This is a genomic window from Chitinilyticum litopenaei DSM 21440, assembly GCF_000428145.1.
In the GTDB taxonomy this organism is placed as follows: Bacteria; Pseudomonadota; Gammaproteobacteria; order Burkholderiales; family Chitinibacteraceae; genus Chitinilyticum; species Chitinilyticum litopenaei.
This window is the reverse complement of sequence record NZ_ATZJ01000021.1, coordinates 41,967-64,827: the sequence shown is the minus strand read 5'-3', so window position 1 is coordinate 64,827 and position 22,861 is coordinate 41,967. Positions and strand designations below refer to the sequence as shown.

Genomic DNA, 22,861 nt, shown 5'->3' with positions numbered 1-22,861 from the left:
GGCAACGCCGGCTTCGAGGAAACGGCGTCGCCACAACATGATGGTGGGCGCGGTTGTGCGCAATTGCAGGGCGATTTCCTTACTGGGAACGCCTTCGGCGGTCATGAGGATGATGCGGGCGCGCAGCGCCTGCTTTTGTGGTGTCGAGCCGCGGCGAACCCAGGTTGTCAATTCTTGGAGATCGGCCTCGGAGAGTGAAAGGGTCATTGGTCGTCGCATGTAAACAATGACCTAATAAGTAAAGATTTGTTCCGCCCTATGCACTAGATTGACGGCCAGACCGCCAAGGAGCCAGCCATGACCATGCCCGTATTCCGCCGCCACTACGCCTGCCTGCTGTTTTCCGTCCTCGCCTTTCCCGTCAGCGCCGCGCCCGATCTGCCGCCCATCATGCCGGCGTATGGCCAATGGCAGATCACCACCAGCATGCCGCCCGAGCAAAAGGCCGCCATGCAGGGCATGGATGCCAATGCGCAAAAAGCCATGGCCAGGCAGGGCATGAGCGTGGACCTCAAGGCCGGCACGATGACCATGCAGATGTGCCTGAACAAGCAGACGATCAAGGACTGGCATCGCCAGGGCGAACGCGCGGGCCATTCCTCGCGCTGCGAGGCGCCCCGCTACGCCGTCGGCGGCAACACGCTGACGATGGACCTCAAATGCGGCGCCCCCCGGCCGATGACCATGCACAGCGTCTACCAGTTCAGCCCCGCTCGCGACAGCTACACCTTCGAGCACCGCATGCAGGGCGAGGGGCAGACCATGCACATGAACGGCAAGGCACAGCGCATCGGCGATTGCTGAGCGCCGGCCCGCCAGCCGGCTTGTCACGGTGCGTATCGCGCCGTGGCAAGGGCATCCCTATGCAGGTATCTTCGCAACCCCGATGCTGTACTTGATCTGCAGCGGGATACCCTTCCTGAGTGCTACTCCCTTGCGCGCGGCCAGCGGGTGGCCGGGCAAGGGCTGCATGACGCCGCCGAGCTCGAAAACGCCGTTGACCGGCTCGACGCCCAGCGCGCGGTTGCGACCCAGCCAGGGCGCCTGCGTGCGCCCGCCATTGCTTAGCCACAGCACCAGATCGGGCAGCGCGTGCGCGTCCCAGTCCAGCGCGACGCGCACGCCCTCGTCCAGATAATCGAGCAGCGCGCTGCCGGCCACATCCTTCACTTGCACCAGCTCCTCGGTTGGCTCGGCCAGCGGCAGCCGGCTCAGATCCAGCGTGCCGCCTGCCGCCGGCATGGCATTCAGACGCGCGGCCGAAACATCGGCGGGCAGGCGCGAGCACGGCTCGAAGGCAAAGGGATAGGTATGCACGCTGCGGTAGTGCGGCAGCTGCAGGTGCAATTGCCCCGCCGCATCCGGCAGGCGAAAGGTCGGATGCAACGCCAGCGGCAGCGTCACATCGCAGCGCGGCAGGATGTCCAGGCTCAGCCATAGCCGTGGCGCATCGGGATCGGCGCGGATTTCGCGGCGCAGGCTGGCAATCGGTGATTCGGCCGGATAGTCGGCAAAACCCAGCAGCAGCCGTCCCGGCTCGGCCTCGATCAGCCGCCAGCGCTGGTTGGAGCAATGACCATGAATGGCGTCGCTGCGCTGCGGCGCCGTGTCGGGCAGCGCCTGCCAGCCGGGCGGGATGGATTCCGGCGTGCGGTTGCGGGTAAAGGGCACGCAGGGCCATTCGCCGCGCATGCGCTGCAGCAATCCCGGCAAGGCGGGGTCGGGCTGCCAGGGCGCCACATAAAAGGGCTGGAAGCGGCGGCCGTCGGCCAGGCGGAAATCCACCGGCCCGAGCATGCCGCCCAGCGCCTGCACCTGCGCGCTGCCATGCGCCCAGTCCAGCTGCCAGCCGCTGGCATCCGCCAGCATGGCCGGCATCTGCGCCGGCATGGATGGGTTCGCGCGCTTCATGCAAGCAGCTCCGGCGCGGCGATGGTTGCAACGTCGCTCGCCGTTGCTTCGGCCGCAGACAACTCGGCCGGCAGCGGCGCATAGGCGCCGGGCCGCGCGGCCACCAGTGCCGCGCACCGCGCGGCAAGATGCAGCACGCTGCGCGGGTGCGCCTGCGGGTTGGCGATGCGCTGCGCCAGCCAGGTACCCATCACCGCGTCGCCACAGCCGACGGTGTCGGCCAGACGTACCGGCAGCGCCGGCTGCTCCCACAGACCACTGGCATCCAGCAGCATCAGGCCATCGGCGCCGCGCGTGAGCAGGATGCTCGCCAGTGGCGCCAGTGCGCGCAGCTCGGCCAGCGCCGCCGCCAGCGGCAAGGCCGGATACAGGCCGCGCAGGTCTTCGTCGGAAACCTTGATGAAGTTGGCCAGCCCAGCCATCGCCACAAAGGTATCACGGTAATCCGGCGCCTGCATGGCGATGCGCCAGTTCGGGTCAAAAGCGATGTATTTGCCCGCAGCCCTTGCTGCCCTTGCCTCGGCGAGCAATACCCCGGCAAGCGGCTGGCGCGCCAGGCTGATGCAGCCAAAATGCAGCACCTCGGCGGCGCCCTGCCAGCCCGCCGGCAAGGCCGCCGGGTCGAAATGCAGGTCGGCACTGTCGTCACCGACAAAGAAATACTGCGGCGGATTGCCCGAGGGCACCATCGCCAGCAGCGGCGAATGCGGCAGCAGCTGCATGAAGCGCGTGTCGATGCCCGCGGCAGCGGCCTCGTCGAACAGCTGCCGGCCAAACAGATCCTGGCTCACCGCACCGGCAAAGCCGGTGCTCACGCCCTGGCGGGCGACGACGCGCGCCACGTTCCAGCAGGCGCCGCCCGGCTGGGCGAGCCAGCGGCCGTCTTTTTGCAGAATGAAATCGGTCAGCGCTTCGCCGAACACCACGCAGCGCGGCAGGGAATTGATGGTCATGGCGCGCCTCAGTTGGTCGTGGCTTGTTGCTGGCGCCACTTGTCGAGCATCACGGCCAGTACGATGACAATGCCCTTGGCGACGTACTGCCAGAAGGACGACAGGCCGAGAATGGTCAGGCCGTTGTTGAGCACGCCGATGATCAGCGCGCCGATCACGGTGCCCCAGATCGTGCCCACGCCGCCCATCAGGCTGGTGCCGCCCAGCACCACCGCGGCAATTGCGTCCAGCTCGTAGCCGCTGCCCCAGTTGCCGTTGGCACCGTAGAGCCGCGATGCGCTCATCGCACCGCCGACACCGGCAAAGAGCCCGCTGATCGAATACGCGAACATCAGCACCGCGCCGACCTTGATGCCGGTCAGCCGCGCCGCCTGCGGGTTGCCGCCGACCGCGTACAGGTGCAGGCCCAGCACGGTATGGCGCAGGATGAACCAGGAAATCAGCACAACCGCAGCGGCGATCCAGATCAGCCAGGGAATGCCGAGAAAATCACCGTTGCCCAGCCATTCGAAGCTCGGAATGTCGCGGTTCAGGATGGTCGTGCCGTCGGCAAACAGATAGGCCGCGCCGCGCAGCGCCGTCATCGTGCCCAGCGTCACCACGAAGGGATTGATCTTGAAGCCCGCCACCATCACGCCGTTGAGCATGCCCATCAGCAAGCCGGCAATCAGGAACACCGGCAGCGCCAGATACGGGAAATGCTCGGGCAGCGAAGCCATCATGCCCAGCACGGCGGCCACCGCCAGTACCGAGCCGACGGAGAGATCGATGCCGGCGGTAAGGATGACGAAGGTCATGCCGCAGGCCAGCACCAGATTGATCGACGTCTGGCGCAGGATGTTCATCGAGTTGGCCATTGTCATGAAGTTCGACACGCCATCCTCGCTGAAATAGCGGGTCAGGAAATAAAAGGCGATGTACATCAGGATCAGTACCGGCAGCATGCCGACCTTGTTGAAGACATCGCGTACCGTAAGGCTGGGCATGGCATTCTCCTGGGCGATGGCCGGCAGCGCGGCGGCATCGGGAACGGCCGCCCTGATCAGCCCGAGACGGGCAAACAGCTGGTTCATTATCGTTACTCCTGGTTTGGCCGGTCAGTGCGTTTGCGCTGCGGCATCGTGAATGGCCAGCGCCATGATGGCTTCCTGGCTGACGGCAGCGCCGGACACTTCGCCGGAAATGCGCCCTTCGCGCATCACCAGCACGCGGTCGCAGATGCCGATGACTTCGGGCAGCTCGCTGGAAATGCAGATCACCGCCACTCCGCTCATCGCCAGCTCGTGAATGATGCGGTAGATCTCGCTCTTGGCGCCGATGTCCACGCCGCGCGTGGGCTCGTCCAGAATCAGCACGCGCGGCTTGATCGCCAGCCAGCGCGCCAGCAGCAGCTTCTGCTGGTTGCCGCCCGACAGGCCGCCGACGATGCCATCCGGCCCCGGCACCTTCACCGCCAGTTGTTTGATGGCGTCTTCGGTGAGTTTCTTCAGTGCCTTGTGCTGCAGCACGCCGCCGCGCGCGTTCTGCGCCAGCACGTTCATGCTGGTGTTCGCCAGCGCCGAGAGCTGCAGGAACAGCCCCTGCCCCTTGCGGTCTTCCGGCACGTAGGCAATGCCGCGCTTGATGGCGTCAAGCGGCTCGCGGATCGTCACCGGCTCGCCATCGATCAGGATTTCGCCGCCCAGCGCGCGATCCGCGCCGAAAATCAGCCGTGCCAGCTCGGTGCGTCCGGCGCCAACGAGGCCCGCCAGCCCCAGTACCTCGCCGCTGTGAATGGCAAACGAGGCATCGCGGATCTTGCGGCTGTGCAGATGGCGCACTTCCAGGCGCACCGCGCCCGGCGTGCGCCCGCTCTTGTGCTGGTAGAAGTCGCCCAGCGGGCGGCCCACCATCATCTGGATCACGCGCTCGGGGTCGGCCTCGCTGCGTTCCAGCGTGCCGACATAGCCGCCGTCGCGCATCACGGTGACGCGGTCGGCCAGCTCGCTCATTTCGGCCATGCGGTGGCTGATGTAGATGATGGCGATGCCGTCTGCGCGCAGCTTGCGGATCACCTCGAACAGGCGCTCGGTTTCGCGATCGGACAGCGCCGCGGTCGGCTCGTCCATGATCAGCACGCGGCTCTTGTGGATCAGCGAACGGGCGATTTCCACCTGCTGCTGGTCGGCAATGCACAGGCTGCCGGCCAGATCGTCGGGGCCAAAACGCGCACCCAGGCTGTCGAGCACGGCTTGCGTGCGTTCGCGCATGGCCTTCCGGTCAACCCGGCCAAAGCTGCCGCGCGGTTCGCTGCCCATGAACACGTTTTGCGCCACCGTCATGTGCGGCGCGACGGACAGCTCCTGATAGATCAGATTGATGCCGGCCTTGCGGGCATCGAGCGGCGAGTGCACGCGGATGGCTTCGCCGCCCAGGCGGATCTCGCCGGCGTCGGGCTGATACACGCCGGAGAGCACCTTCATCAGCGTGCTCTTGCCCGCGCCGTTTTCGCCCATCAGCGCGAGGATTTCATGGCTGCGCGCCTGCAGCTGCACCTGGTCGAGCGCCCTGGTTGCGCCAAAGCGCTTGCAGATGCCGCTCATTTCCAGAACGATCTGGCTCATTGCCTTCTCCTGGCCACCGGGCTCAGCGCAGTGGCGCAATCAGGACCCTGATTGTGTCTCTGCTTCAGAATCGTCATTCCCGCGTACGCGGGAATCCAGATGACGGTGTGACATCAAGCGTTGCTCTGGATGCCCGCCTTCGCGGGCATGACGAAAAAAGGGTTTCTGAAGGAGCGACATAAATCAGGATCAGGACAACCGTATCGACCTGTGGCCTTTCACATGGAAAGGCGGCAGGCCGATACACCCTCATGTATCAAGACAGTCTGTTCGAGAAAACTCAGTTCTTCGTCCAGCCCTGGTAGCTGCCGATGTTGGCCTTGGTGATCGGCGGAGTGGCCAGCAGCACGGTGCTTTGCGCCGGCTTCTTGCCCTGCAGCTGCTCGTAGCCCATCTGCACGGCGACGGTGGCCATCTTGTAGGGGTTCTGCGCGGTGGAGACGGCAAAGAGGCTGTTCTTGTCCTTCAGCGCCACTTCGGCATCCGGCGCGCCGTCGACCGAGGCAATCACCTTCACGTCGCTGCGCGCAGCCTGGCGCACGGCCAGCTCGGCGCCGATGGCGGACGGGTCGTTGATCGCGAACACGCCGTCGATTTTCGCGTGCGCGGTCAGCAGATTGGCCATCACTTCCATGCCGCCGTCGCGGCTGCCCTTGGCGTCCTGGTTGGACGACAGCACCTTGATGCCCGGGAAGCCGGCCAGCACCTTCTTGCAGCCATTCACGCGATCGACCACCGAAGTCACCGGCGGGCCGTTGACGATGACCACATTGCCCTTGCCCTTGAGCTGGTTGGCCAGGAATTTGCACGACTCGGCGCCGGCCATCACATTGTCCGACATCACGGTGATGTCGGCGCCTTCGGCGCCCACGTCGACGGCCAGCACGACGATGCCGGCATCACGCGCCTTTTTCAGCACCGGCGCGATGCCCTTGGGGTCGGCGGCGTTGACGATGATCATGTCGGTCTTGTTGGCGATGAAGTTCTCGATCTGGCCGACCTGGGTATTCAGGTCGTACTTGCTCGAGACGGTGGTGACCTTGACGTCCTTGCCGGTGGCCTTTTTCGCGGCATCCTGCGCGCCACGGCCGATGGCGACAAAGAAGGGGTTGGCCAGATCGCCGACGGTCACGCCGATCGATTTCAGTTCGCGCGGCGCGGCCAGCACGGAAGCGGACAGCGAAGCGGCACAGAGGGTAGCCAGAATGGTCGGTGCGAAGCGCATGGTTGTTACTCCTGAATCCTTTGATGAATGTAATTGGTAGCCCGGATCTGTTGCCCGATGCCGTCGCGGCGGACAGATGCCGTTCGCGTAGTGCTAATTTACACGTGTAAATTTTTACTGCGCAAGCTGCACCAAAAGCGGGCTGACAAACGGTATAAGGTGAATATCTTAGTGCAGGCAATGACTTGCGCCTGCCAATTCCGCACTGGATCGGTGCGGCGGCTAGGCAAAACGCGGCGGCGCGGCTAGAATTTGTTTACACGTGTAGAGGTCAAGCCATGAGCCAGAATGCCCCGCCCGCCCCGGTCGGCAGCGCCACGATGCAGGATGTCGCCGCAGCAGCCGGGCTGTCGCGCGCCACCGTCAGCAAGTATTTCAACGGCAGCGACAGCCTCAAGCCCGAAACGCGCGAGCGCATCGAACGCGCCTGCCGCGAGCTCAACTACGTGCCCGACATGCACGCGGTCAGCCTCGTCAAGGGCCGCAGCAATCTGATCGGCGTGGTGCTGCCCTTCATCAGCGAGCCCTTTTTCGGCAAGGTGCTGCAGGTGATCGAGCGCCGCGCCGCGCAGTACGGCCAGCAGGTGGTGATCCAGGCCAGCAACAACGACCCGCAGCGCGAAGCCGCTGCGCTGCTGACGCTGCGCGCGATGAAGGTGCACGGCATTGTCTTCACGCCGATCGCCAGCCGCGACAACCTGCCGCTGATCGAGCAGCTGCAGCAGGAGCTGCGCATCGTCTTCCTCGACAGCTATTTCAACGAGGACTGCCACTTCGTCATGAACGATAACCGGCAGAGTATTGCCCTGGCGGTCAATTACCTGTTGAGCCGCAGCGCGATACCTGCCTATCTGGCCGCGCCGAACGTGGCGATTCCCTCACGCCCCGAGCGCCTGGCCGGCTACGAGGCCGCGATGCGCGCCGCCGGACACGCGCCCATCGTCATTCCCGACAATCCGGCATCGACCACCTGGCAATTCGAGGCCTACGCCTACGAGCAGGTACTGGCCTGGTGCGCCAACGGCGGGCTGGCGGCCAGCGGCGCCAGCGCGCTGGTCTGCGCAACCGACCGCCTGGCCATCGGCGCGGCCAAGGCGCTGCGCCGCTTCGGCCGCCGCCCCGGCCACGACATCCTGCTCGCCGGCCACGACAATATCGACATCTGCGACTACCTCGACCCGATGCTGACCACCGTCCACCAGGACATCGACCGGATCGGCCAGGCCGCCGTCGACTGCCTGCAAACCGGCGCCGACGGCCAGCAGCAGGACGGCTTCTTCCAGCGCCGTTTCCCCGGCCGCCTGGTCATCCGCGAATCGGCCTGAGACTGCACCCGCACCTTGAGCCACGGCGACGGAGCTCTGCCGGGCATCGACGGGCACAAGCACAATCCGGTAAACAGGGGCTGGCCTGCAAGCAGCATTTTTACTGCGCAGATGTAGGTTGGGTTGAGCGCAGCGAAGCCCAACATCAGCCAGCCAACTCCCCCGTTTCCGAACCGCTGCGCCAATCCCTGCGGGGTTATCACACCCTGCAACACCACGCCAATGAGCCCTCGCCCACCTGGTCTGCTTATCCCAGCATTCCTGCACGCACCGCTTCTAGACGAGCGCGAGAACGGGGAAGACGTGCACGATTGCGTTACGGTCTGTGTGGCTGATGCGTCTGATGAATAAAGCAGCGTCAGGTGCGGATTGCCTTGGAAGCGGCCGGCGCTTGCGCTAAACACACAGTGTAGCCAGGGTCTTTCCCACTACATCAACTTGCTCTAATATTCGCCCCCCTTCCGACACCAAGCCAGGGCACAGACTGAATCATGCGCACCAATCTGCCGGTCACCCGCCACGAGCTGTTTCTTGATCCCAAGCGCCCCATTGTCACCAAGACGGATCTGAAGGGCCGCATTACCTATGCCAATCCGGCCTTTGTCGAGATCAGCGGCTTCAGCGAGGCCGAGCTGCTTGGGCAGCCGCACAATGTCGTGCGCCATCCGGACATGCCCAGCGAAGCCTTTGCCGACCTGTGGGCCACCATCCAGCGCGGCCAGCCCTGGCGCGGGCTGGTGAAAAACCGCAGCAAACAGGGTGATTTCTACTGGGTGGATGCCTATGTGACGCCCTTGCGCGAGAACGGCGAGGTTATCGGCTACATGTCGGTGCGCAGCAAGCCCGATTCCCGCGCGACCGCAGCGGCCGGCGAGCTGTATGCGCAGGTCAAGGCCGGTACGGCGCGCTTTCCGGCGACGCCGCTCGCGAAGGCGTGGCCCTTCAAGGCCAGGCTCCTGCTGGCCGGGCTGCCGCTTCTGCTGGCCCTGTTTGCACTCGCGCTGCTTGAACATGGCAGCGCGCGCTGGGGCATTGCCAGCGCGGCGGGCGTCTGGCTGCTGCTCGCGGGAGGCTGGCTGCATGCGCACTGGACGGGCACGGCGGCCACGGTGCGCCAGACGGTGCAGCGCTTTGGCGAGGGCGATTTCCGCCAGGCCGTGGCGCCAGTCGGCTGTGCGGAGATTCGCGCCATGCTCACCGAGCTGGAATCGATGCGCATCAATCTGCGCGCCCTGCTCGCCGATGTGGTGACACTCAGCTCGGACGTGAACGGCGCTGCCAGCGCGACCAGCACGGCAGCCGGGCAGCTGCGCGCGAACAGCGAGCAGGAGCTGGAAGGCATTACCCGCGTGGCCGCCGCGCTGGAGGAATTGAGCGTGTCGGTCAATGAAATCGCCGACACGACCAAGGCCGGCGCCGAGCATGCCGGGACGGCGGAACGGCTTGCCAGCGAGGGCAAGCAGCGCATCCTGGCCACCCGGGAGGCGACCGCGGCGGTCACGCAGGAGGTGGCCAGCACCCATGCGGCGATCCGGACGCTGGAAGAAGCGGCCAATTCGATCCGCTCGGTCACCGCGCTGATTCGCGACATTGCCGAGCAGACCAATCTCTTGGCGCTGAACGCCGCCATCGAGGCCGCGCGCGCCGGTGAACAGGGGCGCGGTTTTGCCGTGGTCGCCGACGAGGTGCGCAAGCTCGCCGAGCGCACCGCCGGCAATACGCAGGAAATCGAGCAGTCGGTCAATGCGCTGCTGGAGCGCACGGCCAGTACGCTGGCCAGCGTGGCCAGCACGCGCGACCGCGTCGCCGCGGCCGAAGACGCGATCGCGCTCACCGCCGCTAGCCTGGACGCCATTCGCGACGCCAGCCAGGGTGTGGCGCGCTCGGCCGCCGAGGTGGCCACCATGCTGCACCAGCAGTCGTCGGCCTCGACCGAGGTTGCGCAGAATATGGAGCTGATGACGGCGCTGACCGAACGCAACAATGCCAGCATTGCCAAGGCCGCAGGCGTGGCCGATGATCTGCACGCCACGGCGCAGGCGCTGCAGCGCCTCGTGCAGCATTTCGAGCGGCATCAGTAAGGGGAGTCTCGGCCGCAGCCTGCGGCTCAGCGTGCGAACGGTTTGCCGCCGACGCCAGAGGCAATCTGCTGCCCGGTTGGCGGGCTGCCCGCCCGGTCAGGAACCGGCAACCAGAACGCCGTAAGGCCAGCCCGGCACTTCGCCATGCCGGCATCCGGCTGCTCGCCCGAGCCGGCACGCCTGTGCGGATTTCCGTTGTCGCAGGGAGGGCTCCGGCTTCTCAGCGGTGACGCGCCGCCGGGCTGTCCGCCCCCCGGCCACTGCCCGCATTAGCCTGTCAAAGCCCCAGCATCCCCGCGCGCTCGGGCTGCCAGGTCACGCCGAGAATGACTACCCTCACCTGCCCGCCGCCGGGCGCCGGCCAGTCGATTTCCTGTCCGGCCGCCAGGCCCAGCATGGCCGCCCCCACCGGGGCCAGCACCGATACCTTGTGCGGGTTGTCGTCCATTTCATCGGGATAGCACAGCGTCAGCTCGAACTCGCGCCCGCCGGGAATGATCTGGAAACGCACGATGGAGCGCATCGTCACTACATCGGGCGGCATGTCCTCGGGATCGACCACCTGGGCGCGCGCCAGCTCGTTTTCCAGCGCCACGGCGGTGGCATAGACACTGTCCGGCGCATCGTCCAGCACGCGGTACAGGCGCTCAAGGTCAACGGTGGAGACGATGATGGGAGGCAGATTGCTCATGACAAGACTCCTGGTTGCAAGATCGCGCAAGTGCTGAATGGCAAGCGCTTCAGGCCCACGCCCATACAGGTCGGCAGATTTGCAGTACCTCCCCGGCCAAGCACAGTGGCACGGGGGCACTGGAACAACAACGCCAAGACCCCCTGCTGCCGGATATTGCTGCGTCGCTGCCGTTGCGGCTTCAAGCCATTCGGGCTGGCAGCACAGGCCAGCAGCCGCGCGTCATTCAGCAATCAAGGGTATAAGCCTGCAAGCCATTACCAGAAATGGCCATAGGCATATACCCTAATGAGCTTCAATCATGCTGCGGAATCACGTCGCGCATGTCTGCCCTGCCCGCCGCGGCGGGCACAAGGCCGTGGCTCAGTGCACGGCGGCGCGCCATTGCAGCAGTACGGCGAGCACGCTCATGGCCTGCAGGCGGGCATTGTCGGCCAGCAGCCACAGCTGCGCGGTGCGCCCGTCGGCGCTGACCTCGACATTGCCCACCCAGACCTTGTCGGCACCGATGACATCCTGCGTGCTGGTCAGCTGCGCCCGCGGCAGCACCATCAGGCCATCGTTGGCCGCCAGCGCGGCCTCGACAGACTCGGCCGTAGCGGTGGCGGCGAGATGGAGCGCCAGTGTGGCAGCCATGCCGTAGAACACCGGCACATGCAGCACCTGCAGCGTGGCGGGCGGCTGGCCGGCCAGCTTGCCCAGCTGGGCATCAAGCGCCGGACGCAGCGTGTCGCTGGCATCGGGCAGCAGGTTGAAGGCGATGCGCTTGGGATAGACCTTCTGCGCCAGCTCGCCCTGGGCAAAGAGGCCGCGCACCTGGGCCGACAGCTCGTCAACGCCGGCCTGGCCGGCAGCGGATACCGGCAGCATCACGGTGGCGGCGCTGGACTGCACCTGCACACCGGCGGCGGTCAGCGCCTGCAGCGGCCGCGCCAGCAAGAGCGCGGCCATGTGCGGCAGGCTCAGCAGCTTGCCGCTGCCCGTGGCCTGGGCGCCGGAATGGCTGGCGTCGATGACGGTCAGGCCGGCAGCCAGCGCCTCCGGGATGGCCCTGGCCGACAGGGGGGCATCGGCCAGGCAGATCAGCGCATCGGCCATGCCCCAGTCGAAATCATCCAGCCCCATCACCGGCCAGGCATCGTCGCCGTGCTCCAGCAGGCTGCCGTCATCGTCTTCGGCCAGCGGGTAGAGGGCGGAAACCGTCAGGCCGGTGCTGGCCAGCAGTTCCAGGAATGTCGGTGTTGCGCCAATCAGCGCCAGTTTCAGGCTTGCCATGGGCAGCTCCTCGCAATCAGTGCAAAGGGGGATTGTAACAGCCGCGTCAAGCCCGCCGGGATCGCCAGGTCCGCGCCGGCAGAATCGCACAACTTGCCCGGCCAGGTCTCTGGGCTTATCGTGTCCGTGGACAGGTCGGCAGGCCGTGCACATACCTGCCGCCCCATAATCATAAAGCCGATTCAGGCATTGGCCTGGATGGACATACCCGTTACCAGCATGATTGAAAGAATGACTCGGTCAAACCATGACAATCCGCTTTGACTACACCGACGAGCGCGCCGGTTTCCTGATGCTGCTGCTGCGCCTCGATATGGCCTGGGCGCTGGCTGCCGGCCTGTTGCTGGCGCCGGCGCTGTATGTGGTCAGCCCCGCGATGGCGGCGATGGCGGATGGGCGTTCTTCGGCCGGGCAAGGCATCGCGCTGGGCTTTGGCGTGTTTTCGCTGTGCCGTGCCTGCTGTTGCCATTGCGCCAGCCGCTCGGGCGGAGGCTGGCTGCTCGCGGTACTGGTGCTGAGCGTGCCGGTGTGGCTGGCACTGCTTGTGGCTCTGCTGGCCGTGCTGCTGGCCAGCGGCTTCTCGCTGGCCAGCCTGGCCGGTGCGCTCTGCGTCAGCCTGCTGCTGTTCGGGCCCTGCCTGTTGCTGCTGCCCGCGGCCTGGCGGATTGCCCGCCGCAGCGACTGAACTCAGCCGGCCAGCGAATGGGCGGCGCGCCAGCTGGCCACCGCCGGCTCGATGGCGGTCAGGCTTTGAAACAGCTCGATGCCACCCACGGGCAGCGTCAGGCCGGACAATGCGGCGCCGCCGGCCCAGATGGTCACATCGTCCGGCAGCGACTGCCGCAGGCCCAGCAGCGCGACCGTGGCATCCATCGGCTTGCAGGCCGCACTGAACGACAGCACCAGAATGTCGATCTGGTAGCGCCTTGCGGCGCCGATGATTTCATCGAAGGGCATTTCCACGCCGAAGGAAGCGCATTCGCAGCCATTGAGCCGCAACATGGCCTCGACCATCAAGAGGCCCAGGCTGTGCGATTCGCCGGGTACGGTGGTCAGCATCATGCGCGGATGCTGGCGCGGCGTGCCAAGGCGCGCCATCTGCTCGCGCAGCACGACCTTGACCGCTTCGGTGTACAGATGCTCCTGATGCACGGCAAGCTCGCCGCGCGCCCAGGCGCTGCCGACTTCCTGCGTCAGCGGCACGATGGTTTGCAGCAAAAAGCCCACGAGGCCCTGCGCCTGCAGGGCGCCGCGCAACCAGTCGCGCACGGCGCCGGCGTCGCTGCCCTGCAAATGCGTCAGCAGGGCCGGAATGGCGGGCGCCACTACCAGCGCCTCTCCCCCCGCCAGCTCCGCCCAGGCGCTTTCCAGCTCGGCCAGCGTGAGGCCGACCAGCTTGCGCGGACGACCGCCATGATCGATCAGCCGGCGCAGCAGGCGCAGGCGCTGCACGTCGTCGGCGCTGTAGACCCGGTCGCCGGCCGCATCGCGCCCCGGTTGCGGGTAGGCATAACGGCGCTCCCACTGGCGCAGCAATTCCTTGGAGACGCCGGTTTCGCGCTCGACTTCGGCAATGGAAAACAGGGGCAGATCGGTAGCGGTCATCATGGTGGCCCGGATTATCGCATGCGCGCGGCCAGCCAGCCCATCAGGGGGCCGATCACCGGCAGGTGCGCATAGAGGCCGCCGGCGGCATCCCAGTAATCGACGTGCTCGCAAACCCGGCCGTCCGCCGCCAGACGCAGGCGACTGCCGCCGTCGATCACCAGCGCCTTGCCTGCCACCACGACATGAAAGCGCCAGAGGGCGAAGGCATCGCTGCCATCGCGCCAGTGCCGCTCGATGTCAAAGCGCGGCGAGCCGGTGCTGGCGAACATGTGCCGGAAAATCGCGGCAATCGCGAAATGCCCGCGCACATCGTTGAAGGGGTCGCGAAAGCGCGCATCCGGCGCATAACAGGCCAGCAGCTCGTCCAGCGTCTCCGGGCTCAGCCGCGCGTAGGCAGCGAGCACGCGCTCAAGGCCCGCTTGCAGCACGGCATCATCCGCCGGCATCGTGTTCATCGGCCCGTCAGCCCCAGCAGACGCCGGCGCAGCGCAAAGGGAAGCAGTCGCAAGCATTTCAGCCATAAGGTAAACCGCCTTGGAAAGTGGATTTCAAACTCGCCGCGCGCCAGCCCGCGCACAATGGCGCGAGCCGCGGCTTGCGGCGTCTGCAACGCGGGCATGGCAAAGTCGTTGCGCTCGGTCAGCCGCGTGGCGACAAAGCCGGGGCAGACCAGATGCACGGCAATGCCCTTGTCGCGCAGGTCGTAATGCAGGATTTCCGCCAGATTGATGATGGCGGCCTTGTGCGGGCCGTAATTCAGCGCCTCGGGCATGCCGAAATAGCCGGCCGGGCTCGCCACCAGCACCAGCCGCCCGCTGCCTTGCGCCAGCAGCGCCGGCACGATGGCGGCCAGACCGAGATACACGCTCTCCAGATTCACCCGCAGCGCGGCGACGCTGGCCGGTGCGTCCAGCTGCCAGGCACGCGTGGGCTGGTAATCCGCAGCGCAATGCACCCATACGTCCACGCCACCCCAGGCCGAACGCAGGGTAGCGAGCGCCCTGCCCCAGTCGCCCTCTGCACAGGCATCCAGCGGCAGGCGCAAGGCCGCATCCGAGAGCGGCAGGCTGTCGAGCACGGCGGCGCGGCGCGCGCTGACGGCGACAAGTGCGCCGGCGGCATCCAGCTGCAGCGCCAGTTCGCGACCGATGCCGCTGGAGGCGCCGACAATCCACACGCGCTGGCCGCGCCAGTCGGCAAGGGGCGGGTTCATGGGCATCTTACTGATCCCGCTTCTTGAAACTGAGGAAGACCTCGCCCAGATCGAAGCCGAACTTGCGCATTACCGAGCGGTTCAGCAGTACGTCATCCTCCTGCAGCCACATCCAGTCGTCGAATTCGACCTCGTAGACCTTGCCGTCCACCGGCAGATTGAGGCGGTAGCGCCAGTGCAGCGCATTGCCGGCGACCCGGCCCTCGGCCTCGCCGACCACATCGCTGGCCGTGCCGGTGTAGCGGCCGTCCGGATGCGCGGTGATGGTCCACACGCGGCGGCCGGTGCTGCCGTCGCTGTAGCGGAAATGCTCGTCCAGCGTGCCGGTATTGCCCTGCCAGCTGGCGTCGATCACCACCTTGAAGCGCTTGACGACCGTGCCGTCGCGCTTCTGGAACTGCCCCCAGCCGTCGATGGTGCCGGTGAAATACTGCTCCAGCCGCAGCGGCGGCGCTTCGTTGCGGTAGGTGTCGACATCGACGCCGGCACAACCGGCCAGCCCCAGTGTCAGCATGCATAGCCATTTTTTCATGAGGTAGCTCCAGTGAGAGGATTGCGGCCGTGATTGCCGTTTGCTGGCCCGGCACCCGCGATCTCGCCGCCTCCGGCGTGATCGCCACCGTCCGCCGCCGCCAGCGCAGACTGCCAGCGCCACAGCAGCGCGGCGGCCAGCAGTTTCATCGTGCACGGCAGCGCCGCATAGCAGATGGCCAGGGCCAGCAGCCCGGTTTTCGCGCTGGAGGAATAGCCCAGCAGTTGCAGGAGCGGCAACGACACGCCGACGGCGAGCGCCAGCGCCAGCTTGCCGCACAGGCTCCACCAGCCGTAGCGCTGCGTGAGCAGCTCGCGCCCGGCCAGCGCGCCCAGCATGGCCGGCGGCAGGGCCAGATCGGCGCCGAGCAGCGCGCCGCTGAGCACGCAGATCACGGCAAAGATCGCCACATCGCCGGCAGCCAGCCAGGGCACCGGCAGGAACACCAGCACGGTGAGCAGCATGCCGGCCAGCCAGACGCGGAGGCGGCCAAAGCGCGCCGCCAGCCGCACCCACAGCGACAACAGCAGCACGGCGGCCAGGAAATACAGCGCCAGCAGCGGGCCGGTCCAGGCTTCAGCTGCCAGCACGTCGGCGATGAAAAACGGCGCCAGCGTTGCCGGCAGCGCCGCCGACAAGGCATTCACGAGGTATATCGCCAGGAACTTGATCAGTGTTGGGTCTGTTGGCCATACCCCCGATTTTTCGACAAGCTCCTTGCCGGACTGCCGGCTGCTGTCCTCCCCGCTGCCGGCCTGGCGTGGCAGCAGCAGCACACCGGCCAGCAGCAGCAAGCCCAGCAGCAGCAGCGCCGGAGCCTGCCAGTGCGGGCCGGCCTGCAGCACGGCCGGCAGCGTGGCGCTGGCTAGCAGTACGCCAAGCAGACCAAAGCCTTCGCGGCTGGCATTGAAACGGTCGCTGGCGCTCGCATCAGCAGCAAGCCGCCCGGCCAGCGCCAGATAGGGCAGCGTGATCAGGCTGTGTCCCAGCGCAATCGCCACCAGCGACAGGCACAACCACACGGCGAGCGCCGGCCCGGGCAGCGCGGGCGGTGCAAACAAGGCCAGGAGGCCCAGCGGCATCAGCAGCGCACCACCCCAGCGCGCCGCGGTGGCATGCGCGGGGCGGCGATCCAGCCAGCGGCCCAGCAGCGGGTCCTGCACGGTATCGAACAGGCGCGCAACCAGGATGGCCGCGCCGGTCAGTGCCAGCGCCAGGCCGAATTCGTGGTTGTAAAAGCGCGGCGCGGTCACATACAGCGGCAGCGCCACCATGGCCAGCGGCATGCCCAAGACACCGTAGGCCAGCCAGCCGCGCGACTGGGCGGCGTTCATCCCGCCTGCCCCAGCAAGGCGCGGCGCAGGTCCGGCTCGCGCGTGCGCGGATCGAGCCAGATGGCAAAGAACTTGCGGCCGAATTCCGGATCGGCGATTTCGCCCAGCAGGCGGCCCTGCTGGTAGAAGCGCGCGGGCCCGCCGGGCTGATACACGCCGGTGATTTCGTCGCCATCACGCACATCGACAAAGGCGCGACGCATGCCCTCTTCCCATTGCGCTAATGCCGGTGGCGCGCCAAACAAGCGGCGGATTTCGTCAACGCTGCTTTGCACGATGTCATCGCGCTCGATGCTGCGGCGATACACCAGCTGCAGGGCAAACGGCTCATTGAGGCTGTAGCGCCCGGCGGGCGCCCACAGCCGCGCCTCGTAGACGCGCAGCGCCAGCCAGCGCATCTCGCCCTTGCCCACCAGCGCGGGCTGCGGCATATGGCGCTCGAGCCAGCGCGGCGTTTCCGCCCATACCATGGACTGTATTGCCAGCAAGCCAAACAGCAAAATAGCTTTCATGATGATACCCATAGCAATGCGCAATACGATAACCGATTGGCAAACCTTGTCGGCCACAAAACCTTTTTGAACCACAGAGACACAGAGAGCACAGAGGAGGCAAAACCCTGAGAAAAGCGCAGAGCGGCTCCCACATTGCTCTGTGTCTCTGTGCTTATTGGTCCAGCCCTCAGAAGTTTGAACTTTCGTAGGAGCGAGCTTGCTCGCGAAGCGTTGCTGATCGCGAGCAAGCTCGCTCCTGCGACAAAAAACATCAGAGGGCCGGATCAGTAATTGGGGTTTTGCCAAGTCATCCTGCCCATCCGGCTCAGGCGTGTTCCAGCCACCAGTGCGAAACGCCGATGCTGCCGGCGCGGAAACCTGCTTCGCAGTAGCACAGGTAAAAACGCCACAGGCGGATGAAGGCTTCGTCGTAGCCCTGCTCGCGGATGGCCTCCAGCTTCGCCTCGAAGGCATGACGCCAGCGCTCCAGCGTGATGGCGTAGTCAATGCCGAAATCGCGGCGCTCGACGACCTTCAATCCGGCACGCGCCGCCTGCGCTTCGAAGACGCTGCGGCTGGGCAGCATGCCGCCGGGGAAAATGTATTGCTGGATGAAATCGGTGCCGCGCCGGTATTGCTCGAACTGCTCGTCGGCGATGGTGATCACCTGCAGCGCCGCCCGCCCCTCGCGCGACAGATGGCGCTTGAGCGTGGCGAAATAGGTCGGCCAGTAGCGCTCGCCCACCGCCTCGAACATTTCGATCGACACGATGTGGTCGTAGCGGGCGGCCGGCGGCAGGTCGCGGTAATCGGTCAGGCTGCATTGCGCAAGCCGGGCAAGGCCGGCATTGGCCAGGCGCTCGCTGGCATAGGCCAGCTGCTCGGTCGACAGCGTCAGGCCATGCACGCGCAGGCCGGCGCGCGCGGCGGTTTCGGCAAGGCCGCCCCAGCCGCAGCCGATTTCCAGAATGTGCTGGCCGGGCCGGGCATTGAGGCCTTCCAGCAGGCGCAGATACTTGCGGCGCTGCGCCTGCGCCAGATCCTGCGTGGCATCGCCATCGAAGGCGGCGCTGGAATACGTCATCGTGTCGTCCAGCCACAGGCGGTAAAAGGCGTTGCCCAGGTCGTAATGCGCGGCAATATTGCGGCGGCTGCCCTTGCGCGTGTTGGCGTTGAAGGCGTGGCGCAGGCGGTAGGCCAGCTTGCCCAGCCAGTTGCCGTCGATGGCCTGCTGCAGCGCTGCGCGGTTGGCGATGGCCAGCCCGATCAGCGCCACCCAGTCGTCGCAGTCGCACAGGCCATCGCGGTAGGCTTCGGCCAGCCCGATGTCGCCACTGGCGAGCACGCGCTCGAACACCGCCCAGTCATGCACGCGCAGCGTGACCTGCGGCTGGCCATGGCCACAGGCGCGCTGGCTGCCGTCGGGCAGATCGAGCAGCAAGAGCCCGCCCTGCAGGCGCTCCAGCTGCGCCAGCAGCAGGCGGCTGCGCCAGCCGGGCGCGCGGGGTTTGGCGGTGGAGGGACGGTCAAGCACGCGGGTATTCATGGTCTTGCCTCATTGGTTTGGTAGCCGTTCTTGCCAAAGAAGGGCACGCGCTTGCACAGCAGCAAGAGCGCATGCCAGTGAATGCGGGCCATGATGGCGAAGCTCATCAGCGGATAAGCCAGCAGCAGCCGGGCGCAGGCGGCGCGGTTCAGCGGCGCGGGTGCGCCCCACACCGCCGTCTGCAGCAATAGCCCCGCCTCGTCGTGGTAATCAATGGCGACGCGCAGGCGCGCGGCCTGCCAGTCGAGCCGGAATTCGTAATGCCCGCTGATGCGGTTGAACGGCGACACCTGCATCAGCTTGCGACAGCTGAGCGTGCCGCCCGGCACGATGGGCCCCGCATCCGCGCTGAGCAGATAGACATGCCGCTCGCCAAAGGTGTTGTTCACCTCGGCCAGCACGGCCTGCAGCTGGCCGGCACGATCCAGGCAATACCAGAAGCTGACCGGGTTGAAGACATAGCCGGCCACGCGCGGAAAGCACTGCAGCCAGATGTCGCCGTCCGCCGAGGCAATGCCGGCATCACGCAGCCGCGCGCGCGCCCAGGCCTCGGGGGCATCGTCGCCCGCGCCATGATCGCGCGCCAGCCAGGACAGGGGCCGCCAGCGATTCCAGCCAAACAGCACGCTGCTGCGCGCCTCGGGCAGCGCCGCCAGGCGAAACAGCAGAAAGCCGACGCCATAGTGGAAGCGGTGCCCGGCCGGGCGCAGGCGCCGGTGCATGACGCGGCCAAAGCAGAGGTTGAAATCGGGCAGGCCGTCAAACATCGCCGTCACCCTGCCAGGCGGCGCGCACGCCCAGCGCATTGGCCACGCGCATCCCGGCCTTCAGGCCGTCCTCGTGAAAGCCATAGCCGCACCAGGCGCCGCAAAACCAGCTGCGGCGATTGCCCTGGATGCGCCACAGCCCTTCCTGGGCGCGGATGGCCAGCTCGTCAAACAGCGGGTGGTCGTAGTCCAGATCGCGGATGACGGTGGCGGGGTCGGGTTCGCGCCAGGGATTGAGCGTGACGATCACCGGCTCGGCAAAGGGCAGCGGCTGCAGCGCATTGATCAGGTAGCTGACGCACACCGGGCGCTGCAGGTCCTCGCCGGCCGGGCCGCCCTGGTAATTCCACGCCGACCACAGCCCGCGCCGGCTGGGCAGGAAGCTGGCGTCGGTATGCACGACGGCGCGGTTGGGCTGATAGCGGATCGCCGACAGCAGCTCGGCCTCGGCCGCGCTGGCGTCGCTCAGCAGCGCCAGCGTGTCCGGCGCGTGCGTGGCGAACACCACCTGGTCAAAGTGCGCGGTCTGGCCCAGGCTGTCGATTTCCACATGGTCCTCAAAGCGGCGCACGGCGCTGACCGGGCTCGCTACGCGTACCTGCTGGATGGCCGGCAGCATGCGCGCCACGTACTCGCGCGAGCCGCCGGCCACCGTTTTCCACTGCGGGCGGTCGTTCACCTGCAAGAGGCCGTGATTCAGGCAGAACTGCAGGAAGGTGGCCGCCGGAAAGCGCAGGATTTCCGCGCTGGGGCTGGACCAGATCGCTGCGGCCATCGGCAGCAGATACCACTCGCGCATTTCCTGCCCGTAGCCGCCGCGATCAAGCAGGCGCAGCAGCGTCTGGCCGTTGTCGCGGCTCTCGGCCAGCAGTGCGGCGGCGTTGCGGTTGAAGCGCAGGATGTCGGACAGCATGCGCCAGAAGGCCGGGCGCAGCAGGTTGCGGCGCTGGCCGAACACGGTATTGAGATTGCTGCCCGCCCATTCCAGATTCAGGTGCGGCAGCGCCACGGCAAAGGACATGTCGCTGGCGACCGTTTGCACGCCCAGCTCGGCAAACAGCGCGATCAGGTTCGGATAGGTGCGCTCGTTGTGCACCAGAAAGCCGGTATCGACCGGGTGCGTGGTCCCGCCCAGCGTGACGTCGATGGTGTTGCTGTGGCCGCCGACATAGTCGCCGGCCTCGTAGAGCGTCACGTCATAGCGCCTTGCCAGCAGCCAGGCTGCAGCCAGCCCGCTGATGCCACCGCCAATCACCGCAATGCGCTCGCCTGCCTGTCTCGCTTTGTTCACGATGGTCTTCCCGAATTTTGTACAGTCAAATCTACTACTTTGTATTGTACAAAACAAGGTAATAAACGATGAAAGGCCGATTTTGTACAAGACAAGCCTGGACAAACGCGTCTGCGCCCGCAGCGCTGTCGCAGCCTGTCATCACCATGCAAACCGGCGCGCCTAAGCTCTTGCTATCCTTTCACCCTCCCCGACCATCATGAACCGCAAACACCTGATGACCCTCCCCGCACTGGCTCTCGCGCTGCTGCTGGCCGCCTGCGGCGGCGGCAATGACAATGCCACCAGCGTGCCGACCCCGACGCCCGCGCCCATCGACGTGAAGCTGCTGGCCTTCAATGACTTTCACGGCAATCTGAAACCCGGCGGCTCGGTCAGCATTCCCGACCCGCTGGACGCCAGCAAGACCGTCAGCGTCAAGGCTGGCGGCGCGGAATACCTGGCCACCTGGCTCAAGACGCTGAAAGCGAAAAATCCGAACAATGTGGTGGTGTCGGCCGGCGACCTGATCGGCGCCAGCCCGCTGCTGTCCGCGCTCTTCCATGACGAGCCGACCATCGAGGCCATGAACGAGATGGGGCTGGACCTCAATGCCGTGGGCAACCACGAGTTTGACGAAGGCGCCGAAGAGCTGCTGCGCATGCAGAATGGCGGTTGCCACAAGCTCGATGGCTGCGTGGGCAAGAGCAGCTTTGGCGGTGCAAAATTCAAATTCCTCGCGGCCAATGTCGTCGAGGAAAAAACCGGCAAGACCCTCTTTCCGGCCTACAGCGTCAAGGAATTCAAGGGCGTGAAGGTCGCCTTCATCGGCATGACGCTCAAGGGCACGCCGGGCATCGTCACGCCGGCTGGCGTGGCCGGGCTCAAATTTCTCGACGAGGCCGAGACCGTCAACAAGCTGGTGCCGGAACTAAAGGCGCAGGGCATCGAAGCCATCGTGGTGCTGATCCACGAAGGCGGCCTGCAGACGGGCAGCCTGAACGAGTGCAAAGGCATTTCCGGCCCCATCGTCGACATTGTCAGCAGGCTCGACAAGGCCGTGGACGTGGTCGTCAGCGGCCACACGCACCAGGCCTACAACTGCCAGATCAACGGCAAACTCGTGACCAGCGCCAACCAGTATGGCCGGATGATTTCCGAAATCGACCTGCAGATCGACCCGCAGACCCGCGACATCATCAAGCGCAGCGCGAAGAATGTCGTGGTCAGCAACGATGTGGCGCCCGATGCGCTGCAAACCGCGCTGATCAGCAAGTACGACCTGCTGGTCAAGCCGCTGGAAAACCGCATCGTCGGCCAGCTGAAAGCCGCGCTGAGCCGCACGGCCAACGCCGCTGGCGAATCGCTGCTGGGCAATGTGATCGCCGACGCCCAGCTGGCCGCGACCAGCGACGCCAAACTGGGCGGCGCGCAGATCGCCTTCATGAATCCGGGCGGAGTACGCGCCGATCTGACGCCCGACGCCAGCGGCAATGTCACCTACGGCCAGCTGTTCACCACGCAGCCCTTCGGCAACAGCCTGGTGACGCTGACGCTGACCGGCGCGCAAATCCGGGAACTGCTCGAACAGCAATTTGCCGGCTACAGCAACAAGCAGCCCGGCAACCGCATCCTGCTGGTATCGCGCGGTTTCAGCTACAACTGGGACAATGCCAAACCGGCCGGCCAGAAGGTTGACCCCGCCTCGATCAAGCTCAACGGTGTCACGCTGCAGGCCGGCAGCAGCTACCGCATCACGGTGAACAATTTCCTCGCCAGCGGTGGCGACAACTTTACCGTGCTGGTGCAGGGCGGCAATCCGCTGGGCGGCGCGCAGGATGTCGATGCGCTGGAAAATTACATCAAGGCCAACTCGCCGCTGACGGCGCCTGAGCTCAACCGGGTAAGCCGCAGCAACTGAGCGCCTTTCCCGTTCCCTTAAAACAACAACGCCGGCTTTGCCGGCGTTGTTGTTTTAATGGGTATTGGTCTGCAGCCGTTGCTAGAATTTACCTGTAGGGCAATACCCGCAA

The 22,861-nt window shown here is 66.1% G+C and carries 22 protein-coding genes; 5 read left to right on the top strand and 17 right to left on the bottom strand.

The features are described 5' to 3' along the window. Positions 1 to 207: helix-turn-helix domain-containing protein (locus tag C515_RS0109980; protein ID WP_028455254.1), on the bottom strand; the 207-nt coding region annotated here is incomplete at its 3' end. 90 nt (positions 208 to 297) lie between these two features. On the opposite strand from C515_RS0109980, the gene C515_RS0109975 reads away from it, so the two are divergent. Then, entirely contained in the window at positions 298 to 804 is a 507-nt protein-coding gene (locus C515_RS0109975; RefSeq protein WP_028455417.1) for a DUF3617 domain-containing protein, read from the top strand. A gap of 57 nt (positions 805 to 861) precedes the next feature. Here C515_RS0109975 and C515_RS20515 read toward each other — a convergent pair whose 3' ends face one another. The 5 genes from C515_RS20515 to C515_RS0109950 all read right to left on the bottom strand — a co-directional run bounded on the left by C515_RS20515 (position 862) and on the right by C515_RS0109950 (position 6,692). After that, entirely contained in the window at positions 862 to 1,911 is a 1,050-nt protein-coding gene (locus C515_RS20515; RefSeq protein ID WP_051304832.1) for an aldose epimerase family protein, read from the bottom strand. After that, a complete protein-coding gene (locus C515_RS20510) occupies positions 1,908 to 2,864 on the bottom strand; it encodes a carbohydrate kinase family protein (protein WP_043649001.1) in 957 nt (318 codons plus the stop codon). The genes C515_RS20515 and C515_RS20510 overlap by 4 nt, the downstream gene beginning before the upstream one ends. Before the next feature lie 8 nt (positions 2,865 to 2,872). Continuing rightward, positions 2,873 to 3,937, bottom strand: a complete 1,065-nt coding sequence (locus C515_RS0109960) for an ABC transporter permease subunit (protein WP_051304831.1) — start codon at positions 3,935 to 3,937, stop codon at positions 2,873 to 2,875. A gap of 24 nt (positions 3,938 to 3,961) precedes the next feature. Further along, the gene (locus tag C515_RS0109955; RefSeq protein ID WP_028455415.1) at positions 3,962 to 5,467 is read right to left on the bottom strand and encodes a sugar ABC transporter ATP-binding protein; all 1,506 of its coding nucleotides are present in this window, start codon (positions 5,465 to 5,467) and stop codon (positions 3,962 to 3,964) included. A gap of 280 nt (positions 5,468 to 5,747) precedes the next feature. Beyond that, positions 5,748 to 6,692, bottom strand: a complete 945-nt coding sequence (locus C515_RS0109950; RefSeq protein ID WP_028455414.1) for an ABC transporter substrate-binding protein — start codon at positions 6,690 to 6,692, stop codon at positions 5,748 to 5,750. Positions 6,693 to 6,970: 278 nt separating this feature from the next. Here C515_RS0109950 and C515_RS0109945 point away from each other — a divergent pair, with 278 nt between their 5' ends. Both C515_RS0109945 and C515_RS0109940 read left to right on the top strand, forming a co-directional pair. Continuing rightward, positions 6,971 to 8,017 carry a LacI family DNA-binding transcriptional regulator gene (locus tag C515_RS0109945; protein ID WP_028455413.1) on the top strand — a complete coding sequence of 349 codons (1,047 nt, stop codon included), beginning with the start codon at positions 6,971 to 6,973 and terminating at the stop codon, positions 8,015 to 8,017. A 491-nt stretch (positions 8,018 to 8,508) separates the two neighbouring features. Then, a complete protein-coding gene (locus C515_RS0109940) occupies positions 8,509 to 10,098 on the top strand; it encodes a methyl-accepting chemotaxis protein (protein WP_028455412.1) in 1,590 nt (529 codons plus the stop codon). Positions 10,099 to 10,375: 277 nt separating this feature from the next. On the opposite strand, the gene rnk is transcribed toward C515_RS0109940, so the two are convergent. Both rnk and C515_RS0109930 read right to left on the bottom strand, forming a co-directional pair. Next, positions 10,376 to 10,789, bottom strand: a complete 414-nt coding sequence (gene rnk / locus C515_RS0109935; protein WP_028455411.1) for a nucleoside diphosphate kinase regulator — start codon at positions 10,787 to 10,789, stop codon at positions 10,376 to 10,378. Positions 10,790 to 11,152: 363 nt separating this feature from the next. Next, positions 11,153 to 12,064, bottom strand: a complete 912-nt coding sequence (locus C515_RS0109930) for an Asd/ArgC dimerization domain-containing protein (protein WP_028455410.1) — start codon at positions 12,062 to 12,064, stop codon at positions 11,153 to 11,155. Between the two features lie 247 nt (positions 12,065 to 12,311). On the opposite strand from C515_RS0109930, the gene C515_RS0109925 reads away from it, so the two are divergent. After that, on the top strand, positions 12,312 to 12,749 hold the full coding sequence (locus tag C515_RS0109925; protein ID WP_028455409.1) for a hypothetical protein: 438 nt from the start codon (positions 12,312 to 12,314) through the stop codon (positions 12,747 to 12,749). A gap of 2 nt (positions 12,750 to 12,751) precedes the next feature. Here C515_RS0109925 and C515_RS0109920 read toward each other — a convergent pair whose 3' ends face one another. The 9 genes from C515_RS0109920 to C515_RS0109880 form a co-directional block, all read right to left on the bottom strand. Beyond that, positions 12,752 to 13,672 carry a MerR family transcriptional regulator gene (locus tag C515_RS0109920; protein WP_028455408.1) on the bottom strand — a complete coding sequence of 307 codons (921 nt, stop codon included), beginning with the start codon at positions 13,670 to 13,672 and terminating at the stop codon, positions 12,752 to 12,754. 11 nt (positions 13,673 to 13,683) lie between these two features. Then, entirely contained in the window at positions 13,684 to 14,127 is a 444-nt protein-coding gene (locus C515_RS0109915) for a nuclear transport factor 2 family protein (protein WP_245575021.1), read from the bottom strand. Next, on the bottom strand, positions 14,124 to 14,885 hold the full coding sequence (locus C515_RS0109910; protein WP_081686879.1) for an SDR family NAD(P)-dependent oxidoreductase: 762 nt from the start codon (positions 14,883 to 14,885) through the stop codon (positions 14,124 to 14,126). The genes C515_RS0109915 and C515_RS0109910 overlap by 4 nt, the downstream gene beginning before the upstream one ends. Positions 14,886 to 14,892: 7 nt before the next feature. Beyond that, positions 14,893 to 15,417: a DUF3833 domain-containing protein gene (locus C515_RS0109905; RefSeq protein WP_028455405.1), complete on the bottom strand. Its 525-nt coding sequence runs from the start codon at positions 15,415 to 15,417 to the stop codon at positions 14,893 to 14,895. Next, the gene (locus tag C515_RS20505; RefSeq protein ID WP_051304830.1) at positions 15,414 to 16,751 is read right to left on the bottom strand and encodes an MFS transporter; all 1,338 of its coding nucleotides are present in this window, start codon (positions 16,749 to 16,751) and stop codon (positions 15,414 to 15,416) included. The genes C515_RS0109905 and C515_RS20505 overlap by 4 nt, the downstream gene beginning before the upstream one ends. Further along, positions 16,748 to 17,263: a chalcone isomerase family protein gene (locus C515_RS0109895; protein WP_245575020.1), complete on the bottom strand. Its 516-nt coding sequence runs from the start codon at positions 17,261 to 17,263 to the stop codon at positions 16,748 to 16,750. The genes C515_RS20505 and C515_RS0109895 overlap by 4 nt, the downstream gene beginning before the upstream one ends. A gap of 307 nt (positions 17,264 to 17,570) precedes the next feature. Continuing rightward, positions 17,571 to 18,791: an SAM-dependent methyltransferase gene (locus C515_RS0109890; RefSeq protein WP_028455403.1), complete on the bottom strand. Its 1,221-nt coding sequence runs from the start codon at positions 18,789 to 18,791 to the stop codon at positions 17,571 to 17,573. After that, positions 18,788 to 19,558 carry a DUF1365 domain-containing protein gene (locus C515_RS0109885; RefSeq protein WP_051304828.1) on the bottom strand — a complete coding sequence of 257 codons (771 nt, stop codon included), beginning with the start codon at positions 19,556 to 19,558 and terminating at the stop codon, positions 18,788 to 18,790. Before C515_RS0109885 ends, C515_RS0109890 begins: the two co-directional genes overlap by 4 nt. Next, positions 19,551 to 20,849 (bottom strand): NAD(P)/FAD-dependent oxidoreductase, encoded by a 1,299-nt coding sequence (locus C515_RS0109880; protein WP_245575019.1) that lies wholly within the window; start codon positions 20,847 to 20,849, stop codon positions 19,551 to 19,553. The genes C515_RS0109885 and C515_RS0109880 overlap by 8 nt, the downstream gene beginning before the upstream one ends. A 199-nt stretch (positions 20,850 to 21,048) precedes the next feature. Between C515_RS0109880 and C515_RS0109875 the strand changes: the two genes are divergently transcribed. Beyond that, complete coding sequence (locus tag C515_RS0109875; RefSeq protein WP_043648995.1) at positions 21,049 to 22,749, top strand: bifunctional metallophosphatase/5'-nucleotidase; 1,701 nt, start codon at positions 21,049 to 21,051, stop codon at positions 22,747 to 22,749. Positions 22,750 to 22,861 lie beyond the last annotated feature (112 nt).